Source organism: Agrobacterium sp. O3.4, from assembly GCF_041414895.1.
In the GTDB taxonomy this organism is placed as follows: Bacteria; Pseudomonadota; Alphaproteobacteria; order Rhizobiales; family Rhizobiaceae; genus Agrobacterium; species Agrobacterium cucumeris.
Map to the genome: position 1 here is coordinate 116,608 of NZ_JALPZP010000006.1, position 19,325 is coordinate 135,932.

A 19,325-nucleotide genomic window follows, 5' to 3' on the forward strand; every position below is an offset into this window, starting at 1 on the left:
CCCCACCGGGAGGAACCCTGCGGATGGGCGTCGGACATTCCGCTCGCCCGTCCATCCAATCAGCCTTCGACCAGCTTTATCTTTTCAGCGGCCTGATCGAGCGCGGCTTTCGGCGTCATCTGTCCCGACAGGGCGCCCTGGATGGCGTCCTGAATGGCCTTGGAAATCTTCGGCCATTCGGGTGAGGGGCCACGTGGCTGCGCATATTTCAGCTGCTCGACAAAGGTCTTCAGCGCCTCATCCTTCAGCGCATTGCCGGTTGGCGGCACGGGAACATCCGAGCGCGCCGGCAATTGACCGAAGTTCTTGAACATGTCCTTGTCTTGAGACGCAAAGAATTCGATGGCCTTGAAGGCCTCTTCCGGGTGCTTGGTCTTGGAGAAAATCGCCCAGTTATAATCGCCCATGGCCGAAGACCGGGGGGCGTCCGGTGTAGGCACCGGCAGCAGGGCAACACCCCAGTCGAACTTGGCGTCCTTCAGCATGCGGTCGATTTCCCATGGGCCGGAAATGACCATGGCGGCATTGCCGGCGTTGAAGGTGGCGGTGGAATCCCACTGGCTGCGCGTCAGCGTGTCAGGTGACGCCAGCTTTTCATCCAGCATCAGTTTCCACGTTTCGAGCGCTTTGACGGCACCCTCGGTATTGATGTTCTTGTAGGTTGCGCCCGCCATCTGCGCCCAGGGAAGGAACTGGAAGGTGCCTTCCTCATTGGCCTTGGCGCTGAAGCTGATGCCATAGACGTTCTTTGAAGGGTTGGTCAGCTTGCGGGCCGCTTCCACCAGCTCGTCCCAGGTCTGCGGCGGTTTTGCCGCATCGAGCCCGGCGGCCTTGAACAGGTCCTTGTTGTAATAAAGCGCAATCGTGTTCGTCGCCTTCGGCACGCCGAAATATTTGCCGTCCCACATCACCGATTTCAGCGGCCCGGGAAAATAGTTTTCCGTCTTGATGACATCCGACTTGGCGATCATGTCGGTCACGTCAAGAAAGGCGCCGCGGGCGGCGAACATGGCGTGGTTGGGGTTGTCGATGGCGATGATGTCGGGCGCATTGCCGGTCGAATAGGCGCGCATCGCTTCGCTCACCACATCATCAAACTGCAATTGCCGATATTCGATCTTGATGCCGTTATTGAGCTTGTTGAACTCGTTTATGAGGTTCGGCGCCGGCTGGATATCACGATCCAGCGACCACAAGGTCAATGTCACGTCCTCCGCGTGGGCGGCAATCGCGCCGGCGGATACGCCCGCCAGCACAAATGCGCCGGCCATCATGCATTTCGCGATACCCATAATCTCCTCCTTTTGGTTATCGTCGCTGCAGTTTTCGGAAATCTTCTCCCCAAAGGTTTCCGTTATGTCGGGTCGACGACGAAATCGCCGCCGCGGCATTTTTTCAGATAGTTCAGACCATGCACCTGGCCCGTCATTTCCAGCGCATCGCGATAAACGGGGTCATGCCAGCCTTCGATGTCGATGGAGCCGGACCAGCCGGCAAGGCGCAGTTCGGAAATAATGTCGGTCCAGTTGCTGTCGCCAAAGCCCGGCGTGCGCATGAAGACGAACTTCTCCTTGCCGAAAATGCCGTGCTCGCGAATGACGTCCCAGCGGATGGTCGCGTCCTTGCCATGCACGTGGAAAATCTTGTCCGCCCATTTGCGGATCTGAGGCAGCGGATCGATGAGATAGACCATCTGGTGGCAGGGTTCCCATTCGATGCCGATATTGTCATCCGGCGTTTCGTTGAACATCAGTTCCCAGGCGTCCGGGTTGTGGGCGATGTTCCAGTCGCCTGTCTGCCAGTTGCCGTCCATGGCGCAGTTTTCAAAGGCGATCTTCACGCCCTTGTCGGCGGCGCGTTTTGCAAGCTCGCTCCAGATTTCCCTGTATCGTGGCAGGCTTTCCGGCAGCGGCCTGCCGCGCAACCGGCCGGTGAAACCCGCAACGCAGGTGGCGCCAAAATGATGGGCATTGTCGATGCAGTCTTTCCAGCCCTGCAATGTCTGCAGGTCGATCTCGGTTTCTTCCAGCGGATTGCCGAACATGCCGAGCGTGCTGATGGTGATGTCGCGTTCGCCGATCGCCTCGCGGCAGCGCTTGCCGAGTTCAGCGATGTCCTGACCGTTGGTCGTCTGCCAGAAGAACGGCTCGAAGCTTTCAAAGCCGAGATCGGCTATCTCGCCGATGCGCTCAGCCGCCTGTCCCTTGGTGGCGCTGACCATGGTGCCGATACGGATGGATTTTGCCGGATTGCTCACGTCTTCAGTCCTTATGCTGCAATGGAAACACGCTGACCAAGGCGGGCGCTTTCAATCGCGCCGATCACCATGGCAAGGCTGTTGATATTGTCGAAAGAGGCTGTCTCCGGCATCCGGCCGGTACGGATGGACTCCAGGAATGACAGAATGACGCTGGCGTGGCCGCGTGTATCCCGTTCAGAAACGGTATCGGAAACGTTTACGGTCGTGAAGCCTCGCAAGAGGCCCTGTTCATCACCCGCCACCGAAGCCGAGAAACCGTCTTCACCATCCCAGAGGATCATTCCCTTCGAGCCGATCAGCCGCCAGCGGGCTTCCCAGCTGGTTCTTTCACCTTCGGCGCACCATGAGCCACGATAGGTGAAGACGACATCGTTGGAGAACTCAAAAATGGCATTGGCACTTGCCCCGTGGGCATACCAGGAACCGGCCGGGTTCTTTTCCACGCAAAAGACGGAGAGGGGCTTTTCATTGGCGACAAAACGGGCTGCGTCAAAGGTATGGATCGCCATGTCGAGAAGCAGGACGTTCTTCATCTCTTCACGGAAGCCGCCGAAATGAGGACCAAGGAAAAAATCACAATGAATGGCCGTCAAATCGCCAATGATGCCGTCTTCCACGGCGCGTCGTAAACGCCGGATACCCGCCACGAACCGCCGATTTTGCACCACCGCGTGGACTTTTCCGGCGTTTTTGGCAAGTTCCACCAGGCTTGCAGCCTCTTCCATCGATGCCGCAAGCGGCTTTTCGCTGAGCACATGGCACCCGGCCTCAAGGCCTGCCGCGACCACGGCAAAGCGCGCCTGCGGAATGACGACGTCAAATAATATGTCTGCTTTTGTTTGCGCCAGCACCTCACGGAGATCGGTGCCGATGACCGCGTCCGCAAGCCCGAATTCTTCGGCAAGTGCGCGGGCCGTGCCCTCGTTCAGATCAACCAGCCCGGCGATCCTGATCGCGCCGGCGATCTCCGGCGTGGATTGAATGGCGCGCAGCCAGCCTTTGGCCATGGCTCCGCACCCGCATAAAACGGCGTTGAATGTCATCTCATCTCCCCGGACTCTTTCGCAAACTCCTCTTTGCGCAAAGCGTCGTAAACGTTTACGAGACTATGACGATGATGTTAGATATGTCAAGACCGTAAAAGGGGCGCGTTGATTGCGCATCCGGTTTGGGAGGGGAATGCATGAAAGGAATCCGTCAGCTTGCCGATTATCTGGAGATATCGATAGGCACCGTTTCCCGTGCCCTCAACGGCAAGCCCGATGTGAACGAGGAAACGCGCCGTCGCGTTCTGGAAGCGGCGGAAAAGCTTGGTTATGTCGCCAATCAATCGGGGCGCAGCCTGCGGCAAGGCACCACCAATGTCATCGGCCTGATGACCGGCAGCGACGCGCAGACGGTAGAGAATTCCGATAACTTCTTCATGGGCGTGACGGATGGCCTGCAAAGCGTGTTTTCAGGCCACAATCTCGATCTGATCGTTCTTCCCTGTCCGGGGGAGGAAGATCCGGACGAATATCTAAAGCGCATGGTGGCGCGCCGCATGGTTGACGCGATGATCATTTCCTCGACCCGTCGGATCGACAAGCGTGTTGATTTCCTGAAACAGACCCGTCTGCCTTTTGTGGCGCTCGGCCGCACCTCGTCCAGCACGGACCATGCCTGGATCGATCTCGATTTCGAAGGCGTGGCGAAAAGCGCCGTCAACCGGTTGGTGGCCGCAGGTCATCGTACCATCGCTGTGGCGGCAGCCGATAACGACATCAATCTCGGTTATGTCTTTCTGGAGGCCTATAAACGCGCCCTCGAGGAAAACGGCATAACATACGATCCGTCTCTGGTTATCCGGACAAAATCGAGCGAGCAGGGCGGATATCATGCCGCCAGTGAGTGGCTGCAGATGCGACCGCGGCCGACAGCCATCGTGCTGATCTATGAGTTGATGGCGGTTGGTCTTTATCGGCGGCTTGCCGAAGTCGGTCTCAAACCGGGGCGCGATCTCGCCGTCATCGGTTTTCGCGATGGTCCGCGCGGCCAGTTTCTCGAACCGCGCTTGACCAGTTTTCGCATGTCGCTGCATGATCTTGGCGTGACGGTCGCCCAGACGCTTTTATCGACCATGCCGGCCTTTGCGCCTTTCTATCCCGATCAGGCCCGCCATTGCATCTGGCCGATGCAGCTTGTGGCGGGAGAGAGTGATCTTGCACCTTAGGTGCTAGCACCCGGGCATCAGGGCGATAGCATCGGTAGCGGCGGCTCGCCTCCATGTCAGAGTTTGTAGTCTTGAATGCTCACGACGCCGAACGGATTAAATTTGTAACTATCGTCCTCATACCGCATGTCATTGGACAGGGTGGCATGATGAGCCGTTACTGTCGTTTCCACACCATTGCGCGCCATCTGATCGGCAATATCGTCCATCAGCGCGGCGATCTTCAATTGCTCCGGATTGGTTGACGGCAGGTTTTCGTCTTTCCGGATGAAGCCCACCTCGATATCAGGCAGCCCGACCAGATGAAATCCGACGCTTGCCATGCCGTTGGCATCGTCGCCGATCGGTCGGCGTGCAAAAGCGAGACGGCAGGTTCTGGCGAGCGCCAGCAGATCACCTGACGCGGCGTCGCTGCGCGACTGCTCGAAAAGCTCTTTCCAGCGCCGTGCTCCATGCGCGACGCCTGCGCTTTCGCCTTTGACGGCGATGGCACCGTGGTCAAGCATATGTTGCACGAACTGCAGGGCCGTGGCCGATGTCGTGACCGCATTTTCCGCGTCCATCGACGGGCCAAGCACATAAAGAACCGAGCCGTGTCCAGCGACCGCCTCTTCGTCGGCCTCTTGATAGGTGTCCGGGTCAACTCGGTCCCAGCAGACATTGAAGGATCGCTCCATCCGGTCGTCCGGTTCATCCTGCGAATATTCCTCATCGATACTGAAATCGCCAGCAAATGTGTCGACTGCGGTGCGAGCGCTTTGTTGGAGCGCTGCCAGACCCTTTTCTGTTCCGAGGAAACACAGAACATGCCGGGGTTTATATTCGGACCGGGATTCGGCAAAGGCCGATGATTTGCTTGCTGCTTTGCCGAGGGATGGCGCGCCCAGAACAAGGCTGCCCAAAAAAGCGAGAACACCGCGACGCCCTGAATTCATCCGCTTCCCCCAAATGGCTCCGTCAACAGGATGGGGGAGTTTTATATCGGTATATTCATGCAGACCATATGACAGGCGTCTTTTTATGGTTCCTCAGCCGTCGAAATTGATCATACCCGCCAAAAGAAAGGTGGCGAAAACGCCTGCGCGCTTCGCCACCACAACATCGAAGAAGACCGACCGGGGTTATTTGGTGGTGTAACCGCCATTGACCAGAACGGTCTGCCCCGTCATCCACCAGCCGTCGGTAACGAGAAAGCGGATATAGGGAACGATGTCCTCGATATCGGTAAGGCCGGTCTTCGAGAAGCCGGAGAGGGCCGCTGCGCTCTTGTGATAGGCCTGTGCTTCCGGCGTCTCCTGACCGTAGAAAAACGGCGTGTCCATTGGTCCGGGGCCGATCGCCGTCACCGAGATGCCACGTTCGCCGAATTCCTTGGCGGCGGCGCGGGTGAAGTGCTCCACCGGTGCCTTGGTGCCGGCATAGCTGGCGTAAAACGGCGTGAATGCTCCAAGCAGGGAGGTAACGAGGGTGCAGATCTTGCCATTGTCATTGACGTGGCGGCCGGCCTGCTGGAGGAAAAAGAAGGCGGACTTGGCGTTGACGGCGGTCATCTCGTCATATTCGGCTTCCGATGTTTCAAGGATCGGTTTCTTCAGCACCTTGCCGACCGTGTTGATGGCGATATCCGGCCGGCCGATGGCGGCGACGGCATCGGCAAACAGTTTTTCGACCGCGCCAGCTGTGGTCAGATCGGCCTGAAGGGCAACGGCCTCCGCGCCGGCTGCCTTCACGGCCGCCACGGTTGCCTCGGCATCGGCCTTTGTGGCGGGGCTGTTATAGTGGATGGCGATTGCGCCTGCGCCCTGGCTGGCAAAATCGCGTGCGATCAGCCCGCCGAGGTTTTTCGCGCCGCCGGCGATGATGACTGTTTTACCTTTGATGGAATGATCGGTCATGGGGTTGGCCTCCTTTGCCGGTACGCAGCGATGACTGCCACGCTTTCATGTCGCAAGGATATCGTCTAGAATTGCGTGATAAAGGCCGCCATTCTGACATGACTTGTCAGAAAATCCGCACAGTGAGGGATGTCCGTTGGATCGCATCGACCTGTTCCGTATCTTCGCGCGCGTCGTAGACTGCGCGAGTTTCACGCGGGCCGCCGATACGCTTGGCATTCCGCGCTCCTCGGTTTCGGCGGCGGTGCAGGAGCTGGAGGCACGCGTCGGCGCCCGCCTGCTCAACCGCACCACGCGCAAGGTTTCTCCGACCGAGGATGGGTCGGCTTTTTACGAACGGTGCCAGCGGCTGATCGCCGATGTTGAAGATGCGGAAAACCTGTTCCGGCAAAGCGCGGCGCAACCCTCGGGGCGGCTGCGGATCGATGTGCCGGGCCGGATCGGTCGTCTTGTCATCGCACCCGCCCTCCCGGAATTCCTCGATCTTTACCCGCAGATCGACATCAGCCTCGGCGTGACGGACCGGGCCGTTGATCTGGTGGAGGACAATATCGATTGTGTGCTGCGCGTTGGTCCGCTCAGCGATTCCGGTCTCATCGCAAGGCCGATCGGCAAGCTGCCGCTGATCAATGTCGCCAGTCCCGCCTATCTGGAGCGTCACGGCACGCCGCAGCTTCCCCATGATCTTTCCCGCCACTGGGCCATCAATTATGCGTCGCCCTCCAGCGGGCGCGTGGAAAACTGGGAATGGCTCGAAGGCGAGGCGCTGCATTCGGTTTCCATGCGCGGCCGCGTCACTGTCAACAATGCCGAGGCCTACATCGCCTGCTGTCTGGCCGGTCTCGGTTTGATCCAGATACCCGCTTATGATGTCGGGCCGCACATCGAGAGTGGTGAACTTGTTGAGGTCATGCCCGCCCATCGGGCTGAACCGATGCCGATGACGCTGCTTTATGCGCATCGCCGGCATCTGTCGCGGCGATTGCAGGTTTTTGCGGACTGGCTGGAGGCTCTGTTGCGGCAACGGCTTCTTTAGGTCCCGGCGCTGGCCAAATCCGCCCCCGCCGTCCTCGCAACAGGCTTGCTACCCAGAGCGGTCGCAACCGGCCTTGCCTCAAGGTTGACGCATGGTCAGATGTAATGCAGCTGACGTTCGGCGACGGTGAGGGTGACGTGCTGGCCGGGCGGCGGGTAAAGCGCATCCTGCGCGCTTGCATGTTCGACCTTGAGTGCCACGCCGGCCGCATCCAACTGGTAACGGACTGTGGGGCCGACGATGCTGATGTCTTTCACCTCGGCAGTAAAGGCCACGCCAGTTCCGTCCGGCGCGTTGCCGATCGTGAAGGCGTGTGGCGGGATGATGCAGGTCCGCTCGAAGCGGTTGCCGGTGATGCGTGACATGTCTTCGGCGGTGATGATGTTGGCGTCACCGATGAAACCGGCGACGAACAGGTCGGCCGGCCGGTAATAAAGCTCCTGCGGCGATGCGGTCTGGGCGATGCGGCCGGCATTCATCACCGATATGCGGTCGCCCAGCGACAGGGCCTCGTCCTGGTCATGGGTGACGAGGATGCTGGTGAGGCCGCTTTCGCGCTGAATGCGTTTCAACTCGTCACGCAGGCGCTTGCGAATCTGGGCATCGAGTGCGGAAAGCGGTTCGTCCAGCAGAAGCAGCTTGGGTTCGAGCACCAGCGCACGGGCAAGCGCCACGCGCTGTTTCTGGCCGCCGGAGAGTTGGTGCGGCCGCCGGTCGGCGCGATCGCTGAGGGAAACGGTTTCCAGCGCGGCGGAGACTTTGTCGTCGATGGTCTTTTTTGCTAGCCGGCGCTGTTCCAGACCAAAAGCGAGGTTCTGCCGCACCGTCATATTGGGAAAAAGCGCATAATGCTGGAACACCATGCCGATGCCGCGATCCTTCGGCGGCAGGGTGTCGATGCGCCGGCCGTCCAGCGTGATCGATCCGGACGAAGGCGAAACGAGGCCGGCGATGGACCGCAGCAATGTCGTCTTGCCGCAGCCGGAAGGCCCCAGCAGCACATGCATTTCACCCGTGTCGATGCCAAGCTCGATAGCGTCGAGAACGGTAGCGTTGCCATAAATGGCGCTGATATTATGGATCGCGAGATGGGTCATGATGCACGCTCCGTTTCCCGGACCATCCGAAAGACGATCAGGGTAAAGGCAAGGATGAGCAGGAAATAGAGAATGACGATGACGCTGGTGATGCGGCCGCTGAGGCTGCGCTGGGCGAACATGTACATTTGCAGCGTTTCGAAATTGCCGCCGACCAGCATCTTGGCGTAGACGAATTCGCTGAACAGCGTCGCGAAATTCAGCACGATGGCAACCGCGATGGACGGCAGGATGCTGGGCAGGACGACGCGTCGCAGAATGGCGAGGTCGCTCGCGCCGATCAGCCGGCCGGCATCCAGAAGCTCGTTGATGTCGAGGTTGCGCAGGCCGTTCTTCACGGCGATGTAGAACATCGAAAAGCAGAGCGGCACATAGGTCAACACCAGTACCAGCGGTGAGCCGCCGATCTGCAGCGGTGGGGCGGAAAATATCCTGAGATAACCGACCACGAGAATGATGCCGGGTGCGGCATAGGGCAAGATCACCAGCCGGGCGAACCAGCGGTCAAGTGAAGGCCAGTAGATATGGGCGGAGACGACGGCAGGTACGATGATCAGGGTCGCGATCGTCAGGGCGGTTGCGGCAACCAGTGTGGAGCGCAGCAATGCCGCATGGAAACGCGGGTCCGACAGGATGGTGACGAAATTATCCGCCGTCAGCCCGGCCGGCAGCAGGGTTCCCGACCAGTCGGTCGCCACCGCATTCAACATCGTCGCCAGCAGCGGCGATATCATGATGAGCGCCATCAGCCACAGAAACAGGCTTGTGCCTTTGAAACCCTGCTGCGTCATCGGCGCTTTTCTCCCGCCAATATCTGGCTTGCGGTTATGGGCACGAGCAACACGAGCAGCAGGCATATGGCGATGGCATTGGCGAGATTGGGATCGGAGAAAATATCGCCGGATACCAGTTCGCTGATGCGGATGGTGACGACATTGATGCTTGTGCCGGTCAGAGCGAAGGTCGTCGCGAAAGTGCCCATGGCATTGGCAAAGAGCAAAATGGCGATTGCCAGCAACTGCCGCGCGACGGTGGGCAGGCCGACCCTCAACCAGAAACGCAGCTTGCCGACGCCGATCAGCGCCGCCGCCTCTTCGATATCCTGACCGACGGCAGCGAGCGCCGGCGTGATCAGCAGTGTGGCCAACGCCACCTGAAAGTAACAGTAAGCGATGATGAGCCCGGTAAAGGAATAGACGTTAAAATCGTCTATCAGCCCCAGTTCCTTCAGCAAAAGCGTGAACATGCCGTTCAGCCCGAAGAGGAAAATCAGCGCCATGGCGAGCGGTACACCGGCGAAGTTGGCGCCAATATTGGCGAAGGCCATGACGATGCGGCGGGTGCCGCCAGACCTTGCCCGCAGCGCCACTGCGACCAGAAAACCGAAAACGAGACCCGTTCCTGTGCTGATGAGCGAAATGATCGTCGTGGTCGCGAATGACTGAAGATAAAAGGCATCCGTGAGAATGGTGCGGTAATTGGTAAGCGACAGCGCACCGCCGGCGAAAAAGCTGTCAGTGATGACACTCGCCAGCGGCCAGAGGACAAGAATGGCGATCACGCCGAGAAACGGCGCTGCCAGCAGCCGCATTTTGCGGTTCTGCACACTCATGCGGATAACAGTCCTTGCGGTACGGGCAGGCCATGATCGGCAATGGCGAGAAGCGTGCAGAGCAGTCCGGCAATATCCGTCTGTGCAAGCTTCGCATCCGCAGCCGGCGTAAAGGCCTCGCCGAATGTATAGAACGGTACCAGAGCCTCGGTCTCATGCGGCCCGCCGTGATTTCCGTCATCGCTCATGCCGTGATCGCTGGTGACGATGATGCTGTAACCCGCAGCGCGCCAGGCTGGCAGATACCGCGCCAGGAGATCGCCGGCATTACGGGCGGCGTTACGATATTCCCGCGAGCTGCCGCCATGCTTGTGGCCTTCATTGTCGATATTCATCGGGTGGATCAGCAGGAAATCCGGGCCATGTCGGCGCAGCAGAACATCCGCATCGGCAAAGACATGGTCGTCCGGATAATGATCGGCCCAATAAAACGAGCCATGATGAATGCCGCCATCGAAATTCTCGATATGGCGGAATTCCGGGGAGAAGGGCGCCTGATTATAAAGTTCGAAATACCAGTGATAGGCGGAGGCGGCGGTGGTGCGGCCGGCCGCGCTTGCCAGCGAGAAGACATTGGGAAAGCGGGAGCGGCGAACCACACCATTGCTGGTGACACCATGAACCACCGGCGGCAGTCCGGTCATCAGCGTTTCGTAAAGCGGTCGCGAAATCGACGGTAATTCGCTGCGTACGGCGTGGATACCGGCCTTTCCGGCCGTTACCAGCCCTTCCATATATCCGAGGCAATCCCTTGCCGCCGCATATCTGAGGCCATCCAGCAGGATGAAGATCGTCTTGTGCATCGCTTTCGTCTCGTCTGTTTGTGGTTCGGTTTGCCCGAGCACTTTTTAGCACGTTCCGCGGGCTCGTTGCCCGCGAAACAGTCGTTCGGTTTTCAGGGCGTTTGCCGGATTACATCTTCGGGGCGACGCTGGCGCGCCAGAGATTGACCAGCTTGCCGGCGGCCTGGGTCCAGACGGCGGCATTGATCGGGCGGGCCTTGGCATATTGTTCCGAAGGCAGCAGGCGTTCCTTCGCCTCGGCCGGCAGGGTGATGCGGTCGACGCGGATCGGACGGGCATAACCATTGGCCAGGTTGATCTGGCCGGCATCGCTGAGGATATATTCGCGCGCCAGCTTGGCGGCATTGGGCTGCTTGGAGAATTTGTTGATGATGGTGGCGTAACCGCTGGTCACAGAACCGTCAGAGGGGATGACGACCTTGAACTTCTCGCGGCCAACCACATCGCGGTAGTTGAGGGCATTGAAGTCCCACATCGGCGCGACCTGGATTTCGCCCTTTTCCATCGTGGCCGGGTTTGCGCCATTGGCCAGCAGGCGGCCTTTTTCCGCAAGCTTGGCGAAGAGGTCGACGCCCGGCTGGAGATTTTCCTCACCGCCGCCCATGGCGATGGCGGCAGCCAGCACGGCGGCATTGTCCTGTGCACCGGAACCGACATTGCCGAGCGAGACCTTGTAGTCGCCCTTCAGCAGATCAGCCCAGGAAGCGGGCGGGTTCTTGACATCGGCGGAGATCAGGAAGGCGATGGTGCCGGTGTAACCGATGACCCAATGGCCGTCCTTGTCCTTGGCCCAGTCGGGGATCTGGTCCCAGGTCGTGGTCTTGTAGGGCTGGGTGACGCCGCGGGCGACAGCGATCGGGCCGAATTCGAGACCGACATCGCCGATATCAGCCGTCGCATTGGCGCCTTCATTGGCGAACTTGGCGATTTCCTCGCCGCTGCTCATGTCCGTATCGGCGTGTTTCAGGCCGTATTTTTCGGTCAGCTGGTTCCAGGTGTCCTTCCAGTTCGCCCAGCCGTCCGGCATGCCGACGCTATAGATGGCGCCTTCTTTGCGGGCGGCCGCTTCAAGGGCAGGAACGTCCTGTGCCTGGGCGGTGAGGGGAAGGGAAAAAACGGTGAGAAGGGAAAGGGAGAGGATGGAATTTTTCACGGGGCTTGCTCCTTGGTCTAGACCAGTTGTATGCTCATTATCGGTTCGCTATGACAGGCCAATGACGTTTTCGGCGCGGACATGACGCGCCCGTTATTTTTTGAGTTCCATCGAATGAGGGCGGCAATGCCAGCCAGAGAAACGACAGGCGGCAACCGCGATATCGAAGCCGGCCGGCGCGGCGGGCTGGAACAGCAATTGCGCCTGGCCATTGCCGCAGGCGAGGTGGTGAAGCATGGCCGGCTTCTCTCCGAGAGACAATTGATCGCGAAATACGCCACCACGCGCATCACCCTGCGCGAGGCGCTTTTCCACCTCGAGATCGACGGCCTGATCTTTCGCGAAAGCCGGCGTGGCTGGTTCGTTTCCGGACCGCGCCTGATTTACAGCCCCCTGCACCGTTCCCACTTCCACCGCATGGCCGCGGAGCAGGGGCGCTCCGCCGAAACCCTGCTGGTGGAGGCCGAGGCTGCAGCGCTGCCCGAAGAGCTTGCGCCCCTCATGCGCTGCGCGCCGGGAACGCCGTTCTGGCGCATCCGCAGAAAGCGCAGCATCGACGGACGGCTGGTGCTTTTCGTCGAACACTATCTTTCGATGGAGATTTTCCCCGATATCGTGCAGCACGACCTCACCCGGTCACTCACGACGATCTATCAGGATACTTATGCCGTCACCTATGGTCCGGCCTATTTCGAAATCAATCCGGTCGCGTTGCGGGGATATCCGGCTCATCATCTCGGTTGCAGCGAAGGGGCTTACGGCCTGAAAATCACGCGCGTCAATCAGGACCAGCATGGCCGCATCATCGATTGCGATCTCGAATATTGGCGCCATGACGCCATATCGGTGCGGGTCGAAACCGGCCAGCCGGCGCAGCCTGCCGGCTGAAGCTCGAATATCTTCAGGATTGCGGCAGGAGCACGCCGACGGCGAATTCCTCGTCCGTCGCGACGTGGCCAATCTGCGTCTTGCGATATTCGCTGGGGCTGAAACCCCGCTCGGCCCGCAAGGTGCGCGAAAGATGTGGCGCGTCGCAAAAACCGGTGGCAAGCGCGATCTGGGTGATCGTGTCTTCCGTTTTGCGTAACAGGGAAAGCGCGCGGTCCAGCCGCAGTTCGAGATAGACTTTCGATGGCGTCGCCTTCAGGTCACCAAGAAAACGCCGTTCGAGGCTGCGACGGCCAAGACCGAGGTCGCGGGCAAGTTCCAGCACGGTTCTCGGCACTTCGATATTCTGCTGCATGCGCAGGATCGCCTTTTTGACCAGCGGGTCCGTGGCTCTGCGTGCGCTCTGCTGGCCGGGCTGGGGTTTTTCGCCGCTCAGTGCGCTGTCGATCATCATGATGTTGAGGCTCTTGATGGCGGCGGACTGGCCGACATGGCGCTCCACCAGGAAGGCCGCCAGATGTGCGGAGCCGTGGCCGCCCGAACAGGTCAGCCGGTCGCGATCGATAACGAAAATCTGGTCGGAGACCATCTGCACCGTGTCGAAACGGTCGAGAAAATCCTGATGGTGGAACCAGCTCACGCAGCAGCGATAACCATCAAGCAGGCCCGCTTCGTGCAGAATGAAAACGCCGGTGCAGAGCCCGATAATGGGAGTGCCGGCCGCTGCACGCTGTTTGAGGAACCGCAGCGCTTCCGGCGGCAGGGCGCTGTGATCGCTGATCAAGCCGCCGGCAACGACGATATAGTCGTAATGCCCGGCGTCGATCAGCCGCGTGTCGGGCTGCACCTTCACACCGCAGCTCGATTGAACGCTGCCCATGGTTGCCGACAGCACCGACCATTCGCAGAGAATTGGGCGCGAGCGATCGGCCTCGTCGGCGGCAAGGCGTAGCACATCGACGAAATTTGCGAAGGCCGACAATGTGAAACGGTCGGCAAGCAGGAAAGCGACGCTGAGGCGTTTCTTGGCGCGGTGAGAGGTCATGGCGCAAATATTCATGCAAAGAGACGCGATTGTCCAGCCGCCGCAACGCAAATCTTCATAGCTTTTGCGACACGAGATTTTTCAACCATCGGGTCCGCTCATGACGCGTTTTAATGCTTTCAATCTTTTGAAGAACGCCCTGACCGGCCACAAGAACTGGGACGAGCAATGGCCGGACAGCCAGCCGAAGGCCGAATATGACGTGGTCATCGTCGGCGCTGGCGGCCATGGTCTGGGCGCTGCCTATTATCTCGCCAGCCAGCACGGCATCACCAATGTCGCCGTCATCGACAAGGGCTGGCTCGGCGGCGGCAATACCGGCCGCAACACCACCATCATCCGCTCCAACTATCTCTATGACGAAAGCGCCCGGCTTTATGATCACGCCGTCGATCTGTGGGAGAATTTGAGCCAGGAACTGAACTACAACGTCATGTATTCGAAGCGCGGCGTGCTGATGCTCGCCCATAACGTTCACGACGTGCAGAGCTTCAAGCGTCACATTCATTCCAACCGCTTGAACGGCGTCGATAATCGCTGGCTCACGACTGAGGAATGCAAGGAATATTGCCCGCCGCTCAGTATTTCCCCCAACGCCCGTTATCCGATCATGGGCGGTGCGTTGCAGGAACGGGCCGGCACGGCGCGCCATGATGCGGTCGCCTGGGGTTATGCGCGTGGTGCCGCTGCCCGCGGCGTCGATATCATCCAGAATTGCCCCGTTACTGCCATTCGCCGCAATGCCGATGGCTCCGTTGCTGGTGTCGAAACGGCGCGTGGCTTCATCAAGGCAAAGAAGGTCGCAGTTTCCGCTGCCGGCCATACATCCGTTGTGATGGACACAGCCGGTGTGCGCCTGCCGCTCGAAAGCTATCCGCTCCAGGCACTGGTGTCGGAACCGATCAAGCCGATCTTCCCCTGCGTGGTCATGTCCAACGCCGTCCATGCCTATATCAGCCAGTCCGACAAGGGTGAGCTGGTGATTGGTTCGGGTACGGACCAGTATACCTCCTATTCGCAGCGCGGCGGCCTGCCGCTGATTGAGCATACCATCGCGGCCATTGTCGAAATCTTCCCGATCTTCAACCGCATGCGCATGCTGCGCAAATGGGGCGGCATTGTCGATGTGACGCCGGATCGTTCGGCCATTCTCGGCAAGACGCCCGTGGCCGGTCTTTACGTCAATTGCGGCTGGGGCACGGGCGGCTTCAAGGCGACGCCAGGCGCTGCCCACACCTTCGCCTGGACCATCGCCAAAAATGAACCGCACCCTATCAACGCGCCGTTTACGCTGGAACGTTTCCGTTCCGGCCGCCTGATCGACGAGGCCGCCGCCGCCGCCGTGGCGCATTAATTCACGCATTTTCCGGACGTAAAACCGCTTCGCACTTTTACTGGAAATGCTCTGAGGATACGACGATGCTTTTGATCCGCTGCCCCTATTGCAACGAAACGCTGCCGGAAGCCGAATTCACCTATGCCGGACAGGCCCATGTCGTCCGCGCCACCGACCCGTCGTCGCAGAGTGATGAACAATGGGAGGAATTCCTGTTCATCCGCGAAAACGTCAAGGGTCCGCATTTCGAGCGCTGGCGGCATCTGCATGGCTGCGGCCGCTTCTTTAATGCCGTGCGCGATACGGTGAGCGACCGGTTCCTTACGACCTATCGCGCGGGTGAACCACGTCCTGAACTGTCTGCCCTGACACGCGCACCAGTAAGCTCCGAGGTGTCGAAATGAATTCCTATCGCGTTTCCGGCCGTGGCCGCGTGGATGCCGCCCGCTCGGTAAGCTTTACCTTCGATGGCAAGACCTATCGCGGCGTGAAGGGCGATACCGTCGCCTCGGCACTTTTGGCCAATGGCGTGCATCTTATGGGCCGCTCGTTCAAATACCACCGCCCGCGCGGCCCGGTTGCGGCGGGTTCCGAGGAGCCGAATGCGCTGATCGGCACCCGACGCGGCGCCGGCCGGTTCGAGCCTAACACCCGCGCTACGGTGCAGGAAATCTGGAACGGGCTGGAAACCACCTCGCAGAACAAATATCCGAGCCTGAAATTCGATATCGGCGCAGTCAACGACATGGCCTACATGCTGTTTTCGGCCGGCTTCTATTACAAGACCTTCATGTGGCCGAAGAGCTTCTGGAACAAGGTCTATGAACCCTTCATCCGCGCAGCGGCTGGTCTCGGCGTTTCGCCGACGGAGGAAGACCCCGACACCTATGCCTCGCGCAACCTGCATTGCGATGTACTGATCGTCGGCGCTGGTCCTGCCGGCCTCGCTGCGGCGCGTGCGGCGGCGGTCGATGGTCTGAAGGTCGTGCTGGTTGATGAAAATGCCGAGGCCGGCGGCACGCTGCTGTCCGAGCCGCAGGCAAAGATCGACGGCAGGCCCGCATGGACCTGGCTTGCGGATGAGTTGAAGGCGCTGAAGGAGCGCGGCGTCAGGGTCATGACCCGCACCACGGCCATTGCCTATTACCACCAGAACATGATCGGCCTCTGCGAAAAGCTGACCGACCATCTGGAAACCGTACCAAAGGACATGCCCCGCGAGCGCCTTTGGCGGGTCAGGGCACGTCAGGTGGTGCTGGCGCAGGGCGCGCTGGAAAAGCCGCTGGTCTTCCACGGCAACGACCGTCCGGGCGTGATGCTTGCAGGTGCTGCCCAGACCTATCTCAACCGCTATGGCGTCAAGGTCGGCAATAGCCCGGTGGTGGTGACGAGCCATGACAGCGCCTGGTATGCGGCCTTCGATCTTCACGGCGCGGGCGCACGCGTTCAGGCGATTATCGATACCCGCGCGACGGTGCGGGAAGAGCTGGTGAATGAGGCACGGGCGCTTGGCATTCCGGTCAAGCTGTCGCATACGGTGACGGCGACCTCCGGGCGGCTGCGGGTCAAGTCGGTTCGCGTCAACCCGGTCAAGGGGGCGATGGTCGGCGCGGGACAGGAGATCGCCTGCGATGCGGTGCTGATGTCCGGCGGCTGGACGCCGTCGCTGCATCTGTTTTCCCACACGCAGGGCAAGCTCGCCTGGGATGACGAACGGACCACCTTCCTGCCTGCCCTCACCAATGAGGATTGCGTGATCGCCGGGGCCGGACGCGGGCTGTGGGGCATCGATGCGGTGCTTAAGGACGGTGCGGAGCGCGGGCGTGAAGTCGCCACAGCACTCGGCAAGGCCGCCAATACCGCCGGCCATGCGGTGGAACATGATCGCACCGGCAGCGGTGTGTCGCACACCGAACTTCCGAGCGACCGCGATGCCGGCAAGGCCAAGGCCTTCGTCGATTACCAGAACGACGTGACCGCCAAGGATCTGAGGCTCGCCGTGCGCGAGGGCATGCGCTCCATCGAGCATGTAAAGCGTTATACGACTAACGGCATGGCCACTGATCAGGGCAAGATGTCCAATATCAATGGCCTCAACATTGCGGCCGAAGCGCTTGGCAAACCCCAGCCGCAGGTGGGTCTCACCACCTTCCGCCCGCCCTATACGCCGACGACCTTCGGAGCCTTCGCCGGTTATCACCGTGGCAGGCATTTCGAGGTGACGCGCAAGACGCAGATCGACGGTTGGGCGGAGGCCCATGGCGCGGTTTACGAGCCGGTCGGACAATGGCGTCGCGCCTGGTATTTCCCCAAACCGGGCGAAGACATGGATGCGGCGGTCGGCCGCGAATGCCGGGCGGTGCGCCAGAGCGTGGGCATTTTCGATGCCTCGACGCTCGGCAAGATCGAAGTTGTCGGGCCGGATGCGGTCGAATTCATGAACCGCATGTATACCAATCCGTGGTCGAAGCTCGCCCCCGGCCGCTGCCGTTACGGCCTGCTGCTCGGCGATGACGGCTTCATTCGTGATGACGGCGTCATCGGCCGTATGACCGAAGACCGCTTCCACGTCACCACCACGACAGGCGGTGCCGCCCGGGTGCTGAACATGATGGAGGATTACCTCCAGACGGAATGGCCCGATCTCAATGTCTGGCTCACCTCCACCACCGAGCAATGGTCCACCATCGCGCTGAACGGCCCGAATGCGGCAAAGCTGCTTGCGCCGCTGGTGGAAGGTGTGGAACTCACGGAAGAGGCTTTCCCGCATATGTCCTGCGTGGAATGCACGGTGGCCGGCATGCCGGCGCGGCTGTTCCGGGTGAGCTTCACCGGCGAGATCGGCTTCGAAGTCAACGTGCCGGCGCGCCTCGGCCGCCAGTTGTGGGAAACATTGTGGGAAGCCGGTCAGCAATACGGCATCACCGCTTACGGCACTGAAACCATGCACGTGCTGCGCGCCGAAAAGGGTTACATCATCGTCGGTCAGGATACCGACGGGACTGTCACGCCCTATGATGCGGCGATGGGCTGGGCCGTGGGCAAGGCGAAGCCTGATTTCGTCGGCAAGCGCGGTCTTGCCCGCCCCGATCTTGTCGCCAAGGGCCGCCGCCACCTCGTTGGCCTTCTGACTGAAGACCGCTCGAAGCTGGAGGAGGGGGCGCAGATCGTCTTCGACCCGAAACAGCCGATCCCGATGAAAATGGTGGGGCATGTGACCTCCTCCTACCATTCGGATGCGGTCGGTCAGCCGATTGCGCTGGCGCTGGTCGAGGGTGGTCATGAGCGGATGGGCGAGACCGTCTATATCCCGATGCTGGACCGCACCATTGCTGCGAAAATCACCGGGATGGTGTTTGTCGATCCCGAAAACACCCGCCTGAAGATTTGACCCGGAGATGACAATGAACATGCGTGTTTCCTCCCCCATTTCCGGCACTTTGGCCGAGAGCAAGGCGGCGCGGGTCAGCATCCTGCCGGCGCAGGCGCGGCTGTCGCTGCGCGCCCGTGGTGATGTCGCGTCACTCAGCGCGGCACTTGGCCTCATCCTGCCCGAGCGGATAGGCGCCCGCGCCTCCGCTGGCGAAAGGCAGGCCGTGCGCCTTGGTCCCGATGAATGGACGATCCTTGTCCCTGCCGGTGAAGTCGGCGAATTGATCGCGGCCTGCGCCGGCGTTTATGCCGGCCATCCGCACAGCCTCGTCGATATTTCCGGTCGGGAAGTGACGTTGCTGATCGAGGGGCCGCGGGCCGCTGAACTTCTGACGCTTGGCTGCGCCCGCGATATTGACACGATTGCGGTGGGCGAAGCCCGCCGGACGATTTTCGACGGCGTGACCGTGGTGCTCTGGCGCGATGCGGAAGACCGTTTTCGAATGGATATCTGGAACAGTTTCCTGCCGCATCTTGGCCATTTGCTTGAAACCGGCTGCAGGGAACTTGCCGCTGAAATCGCCTGAACTCGCCACGGTTTCAAAACTGTCCGAGT

18 protein-coding genes are annotated in these 19,325 nt (G+C 60.4%); 7 read left to right on the top strand and 11 right to left on the bottom strand.

Annotation, left to right across the window (positions count from 1 at the left end):
- Positions 1 to 59: 59 nt before the first annotated feature.
- The 3 genes from M0412_RS22040 to M0412_RS22050 all read right to left on the bottom strand — a co-directional run bounded on the left by M0412_RS22040 (position 60) and on the right by M0412_RS22050 (position 3,303).
- Positions 60 to 1,292: a sugar ABC transporter substrate-binding protein gene (locus M0412_RS22040; protein ID WP_110758740.1), complete on the bottom strand. Its 1,233-nt coding sequence runs from the start codon at positions 1,290 to 1,292 to the stop codon at positions 60 to 62.
- A gap of 62 nt (positions 1,293 to 1,354) precedes the next feature.
- Complete coding sequence (locus M0412_RS22045; RefSeq protein ID WP_269702424.1) at positions 1,355 to 2,257, bottom strand: sugar phosphate isomerase/epimerase; 903 nt, start codon at positions 2,255 to 2,257, stop codon at positions 1,355 to 1,357.
- An 11-nt stretch (positions 2,258 to 2,268) separates the two neighbouring features.
- A complete protein-coding gene (locus M0412_RS22050) occupies positions 2,269 to 3,303 on the bottom strand; it encodes a Gfo/Idh/MocA family protein (protein WP_269702426.1) in 1,035 nt (344 codons plus the stop codon).
- A gap of 140 nt (positions 3,304 to 3,443) precedes the next feature.
- On the opposite strand from M0412_RS22050, the gene M0412_RS22055 reads away from it, so the two are divergent.
- Positions 3,444 to 4,472: a LacI family DNA-binding transcriptional regulator gene (locus tag M0412_RS22055; protein WP_110758735.1), complete on the top strand. Its 1,029-nt coding sequence runs from the start codon at positions 3,444 to 3,446 to the stop codon at positions 4,470 to 4,472.
- A gap of 56 nt (positions 4,473 to 4,528) precedes the next feature.
- Here the strand turns inward: M0412_RS22055 and M0412_RS22060 are convergent, their stop codons facing one another.
- Both M0412_RS22060 and M0412_RS22065 read right to left on the bottom strand, forming a co-directional pair.
- Complete coding sequence (locus M0412_RS22060; protein ID WP_269702429.1) at positions 4,529 to 5,407, bottom strand: hypothetical protein; 879 nt, start codon at positions 5,405 to 5,407, stop codon at positions 4,529 to 4,531.
- Positions 5,408 to 5,593: 186 nt separating this feature from the next.
- Complete coding sequence (locus tag M0412_RS22065) at positions 5,594 to 6,367, bottom strand: SDR family oxidoreductase (protein ID WP_174032298.1); 774 nt, start codon at positions 6,365 to 6,367, stop codon at positions 5,594 to 5,596.
- A 136-nt stretch (positions 6,368 to 6,503) separates the two neighbouring features.
- Between M0412_RS22065 and M0412_RS22070 the strand changes: the two genes are divergently transcribed.
- Entirely contained in the window at positions 6,504 to 7,403 is a 900-nt protein-coding gene (locus M0412_RS22070; RefSeq protein ID WP_269702433.1) for a LysR family transcriptional regulator, read from the top strand.
- A 95-nt stretch (positions 7,404 to 7,498) separates the two neighbouring features.
- Here M0412_RS22070 and M0412_RS22075 read toward each other — a convergent pair whose 3' ends face one another.
- The 5 genes from M0412_RS22075 to M0412_RS22095 all read right to left on the bottom strand — a co-directional run bounded on the left by M0412_RS22075 (position 7,499) and on the right by M0412_RS22095 (position 12,068).
- Positions 7,499 to 8,500: an ABC transporter ATP-binding protein gene (locus M0412_RS22075; RefSeq protein WP_269702435.1), complete on the bottom strand. Its 1,002-nt coding sequence runs from the start codon at positions 8,498 to 8,500 to the stop codon at positions 7,499 to 7,501.
- On the bottom strand, positions 8,497 to 9,291 hold the full coding sequence (locus tag M0412_RS22080) for an ABC transporter permease (protein WP_269702438.1): 795 nt from the start codon (positions 9,289 to 9,291) through the stop codon (positions 8,497 to 8,499). The genes M0412_RS22075 and M0412_RS22080 overlap by 4 nt, the downstream gene beginning before the upstream one ends.
- Positions 9,288 to 10,112 carry an ABC transporter permease subunit gene (locus tag M0412_RS22085; protein ID WP_269702440.1) on the bottom strand — a complete coding sequence of 275 codons (825 nt, stop codon included), beginning with the start codon at positions 10,110 to 10,112 and terminating at the stop codon, positions 9,288 to 9,290. Before M0412_RS22085 ends, M0412_RS22080 begins: the two co-directional genes overlap by 4 nt.
- Positions 10,109 to 10,915, bottom strand: a complete 807-nt coding sequence (locus tag M0412_RS22090) for an alkaline phosphatase family protein (RefSeq protein ID WP_269702441.1) — start codon at positions 10,913 to 10,915, stop codon at positions 10,109 to 10,111. Before M0412_RS22090 ends, M0412_RS22085 begins: the two co-directional genes overlap by 4 nt.
- Before the next feature lie 109 nt (positions 10,916 to 11,024).
- Positions 11,025 to 12,068, bottom strand: coding sequence for an ABC transporter substrate-binding protein (locus tag M0412_RS22095; RefSeq protein ID WP_046800982.1), 1,044 nt, complete (start codon positions 12,066 to 12,068; stop codon positions 11,025 to 11,027).
- Positions 12,069 to 12,194: 126 nt separating this feature from the next.
- Here M0412_RS22095 and M0412_RS22100 point away from each other — a divergent pair, with 126 nt between their 5' ends.
- Entirely contained in the window at positions 12,195 to 12,956 is a 762-nt protein-coding gene (locus tag M0412_RS22100; RefSeq protein ID WP_142842918.1) for a UTRA domain-containing protein, read from the top strand.
- A gap of 13 nt (positions 12,957 to 12,969) precedes the next feature.
- Here the strand turns inward: M0412_RS22100 and M0412_RS22105 are convergent, their stop codons facing one another.
- Complete coding sequence (locus M0412_RS22105) at positions 12,970 to 14,016, bottom strand: GlxA family transcriptional regulator (protein WP_065117797.1); 1,047 nt, start codon at positions 14,014 to 14,016, stop codon at positions 12,970 to 12,972.
- 85 nt (positions 14,017 to 14,101) lie between these two features.
- On the opposite strand from M0412_RS22105, the gene M0412_RS22110 reads away from it, so the two are divergent.
- From M0412_RS22110 to M0412_RS22125, 4 genes are all read left to right on the top strand, one after another.
- Positions 14,102 to 15,355, top strand: coding sequence for a sarcosine oxidase subunit beta family protein (locus M0412_RS22110; protein ID WP_110758711.1), 1,254 nt, complete (start codon positions 14,102 to 14,104; stop codon positions 15,353 to 15,355).
- A 65-nt stretch (positions 15,356 to 15,420) separates the two neighbouring features.
- Positions 15,421 to 15,741, top strand: coding sequence for a sarcosine oxidase subunit delta (locus M0412_RS22115; protein ID WP_269702457.1), 321 nt, complete (start codon positions 15,421 to 15,423; stop codon positions 15,739 to 15,741).
- Positions 15,738 to 18,728, top strand: coding sequence for a sarcosine oxidase subunit alpha (locus M0412_RS22120; RefSeq protein WP_269702459.1), 2,991 nt, complete (start codon positions 15,738 to 15,740; stop codon positions 18,726 to 18,728). Before M0412_RS22115 ends, M0412_RS22120 begins: the two co-directional genes overlap by 4 nt.
- Before the next feature lie 13 nt (positions 18,729 to 18,741).
- A complete protein-coding gene (locus tag M0412_RS22125; RefSeq protein WP_269702461.1) occupies positions 18,742 to 19,296 on the top strand; it encodes a sarcosine oxidase subunit gamma in 555 nt (184 codons plus the stop codon).
- Positions 19,297 to 19,325 lie beyond the last annotated feature (29 nt).

Bases quoted from the DNA above. Each gene is read 5' to 3' on its own strand.
- M0412_RS22115 (WP_269702457.1), top strand. From the start codon at position 15,421: ATGCTTTTGATCCGCTGCCCCTATTGCAACGAAACGCTGCCGGAAGCC.
- M0412_RS22040 (WP_110758740.1), bottom strand. From the start codon at position 1,292: ATGGGTATCGCGAAATGCATGATGGCCGGCGCATTTGTGCTGGCGGGC.
- M0412_RS22075 (WP_269702435.1), bottom strand. From the start codon at position 8,500: ATGACCCATCTCGCGATCCATAATATCAGCGCCATTTATGGCAACGCT.
- M0412_RS22085 (WP_269702440.1), bottom strand. From the start codon at position 10,112: ATGAGTGTGCAGAACCGCAAAATGCGGCTGCTGGCAGCGCCGTTTCTC.
- M0412_RS22120 (WP_269702459.1), top strand. From the start codon at position 15,738: ATGAATTCCTATCGCGTTTCCGGCCGTGGCCGCGTGGATGCCGCCCGC.
- M0412_RS22065 (WP_174032298.1), bottom strand. From the start codon at position 6,367: ATGACCGATCATTCCATCAAAGGTAAAACAGTCATCATCGCCGGCGGC.
- M0412_RS22060 (WP_269702429.1), bottom strand. From the start codon at position 5,407: ATGAATTCAGGGCGTCGCGGTGTTCTCGCTTTTTTGGGCAGCCTTGTT.
- M0412_RS22080 (WP_269702438.1), bottom strand. From the start codon at position 9,291: ATGACGCAGCAGGGTTTCAAAGGCACAAGCCTGTTTCTGTGGCTGATG.
- M0412_RS22090 (WP_269702441.1), bottom strand. From the start codon at position 10,915: ATGCACAAGACGATCTTCATCCTGCTGGATGGCCTCAGATATGCGGCG.
- M0412_RS22055 (WP_110758735.1), top strand. From the start codon at position 3,444: ATGAAAGGAATCCGTCAGCTTGCCGATTATCTGGAGATATCGATAGGC.
- M0412_RS22050 (WP_269702426.1), bottom strand. From the start codon at position 3,303: ATGACATTCAACGCCGTTTTATGCGGGTGCGGAGCCATGGCCAAAGGC.
- M0412_RS22100 (WP_142842918.1), top strand. From the start codon at position 12,195: ATGCCAGCCAGAGAAACGACAGGCGGCAACCGCGATATCGAAGCCGGC.
- M0412_RS22125 (WP_269702461.1), top strand. From the start codon at position 18,742: ATGAACATGCGTGTTTCCTCCCCCATTTCCGGCACTTTGGCCGAGAGC.
- M0412_RS22110 (WP_110758711.1), top strand. From the start codon at position 14,102: ATGACGCGTTTTAATGCTTTCAATCTTTTGAAGAACGCCCTGACCGGC.
- M0412_RS22105 (WP_065117797.1), bottom strand. From the start codon at position 14,016: ATGAATATTTGCGCCATGACCTCTCACCGCGCCAAGAAACGCCTCAGC.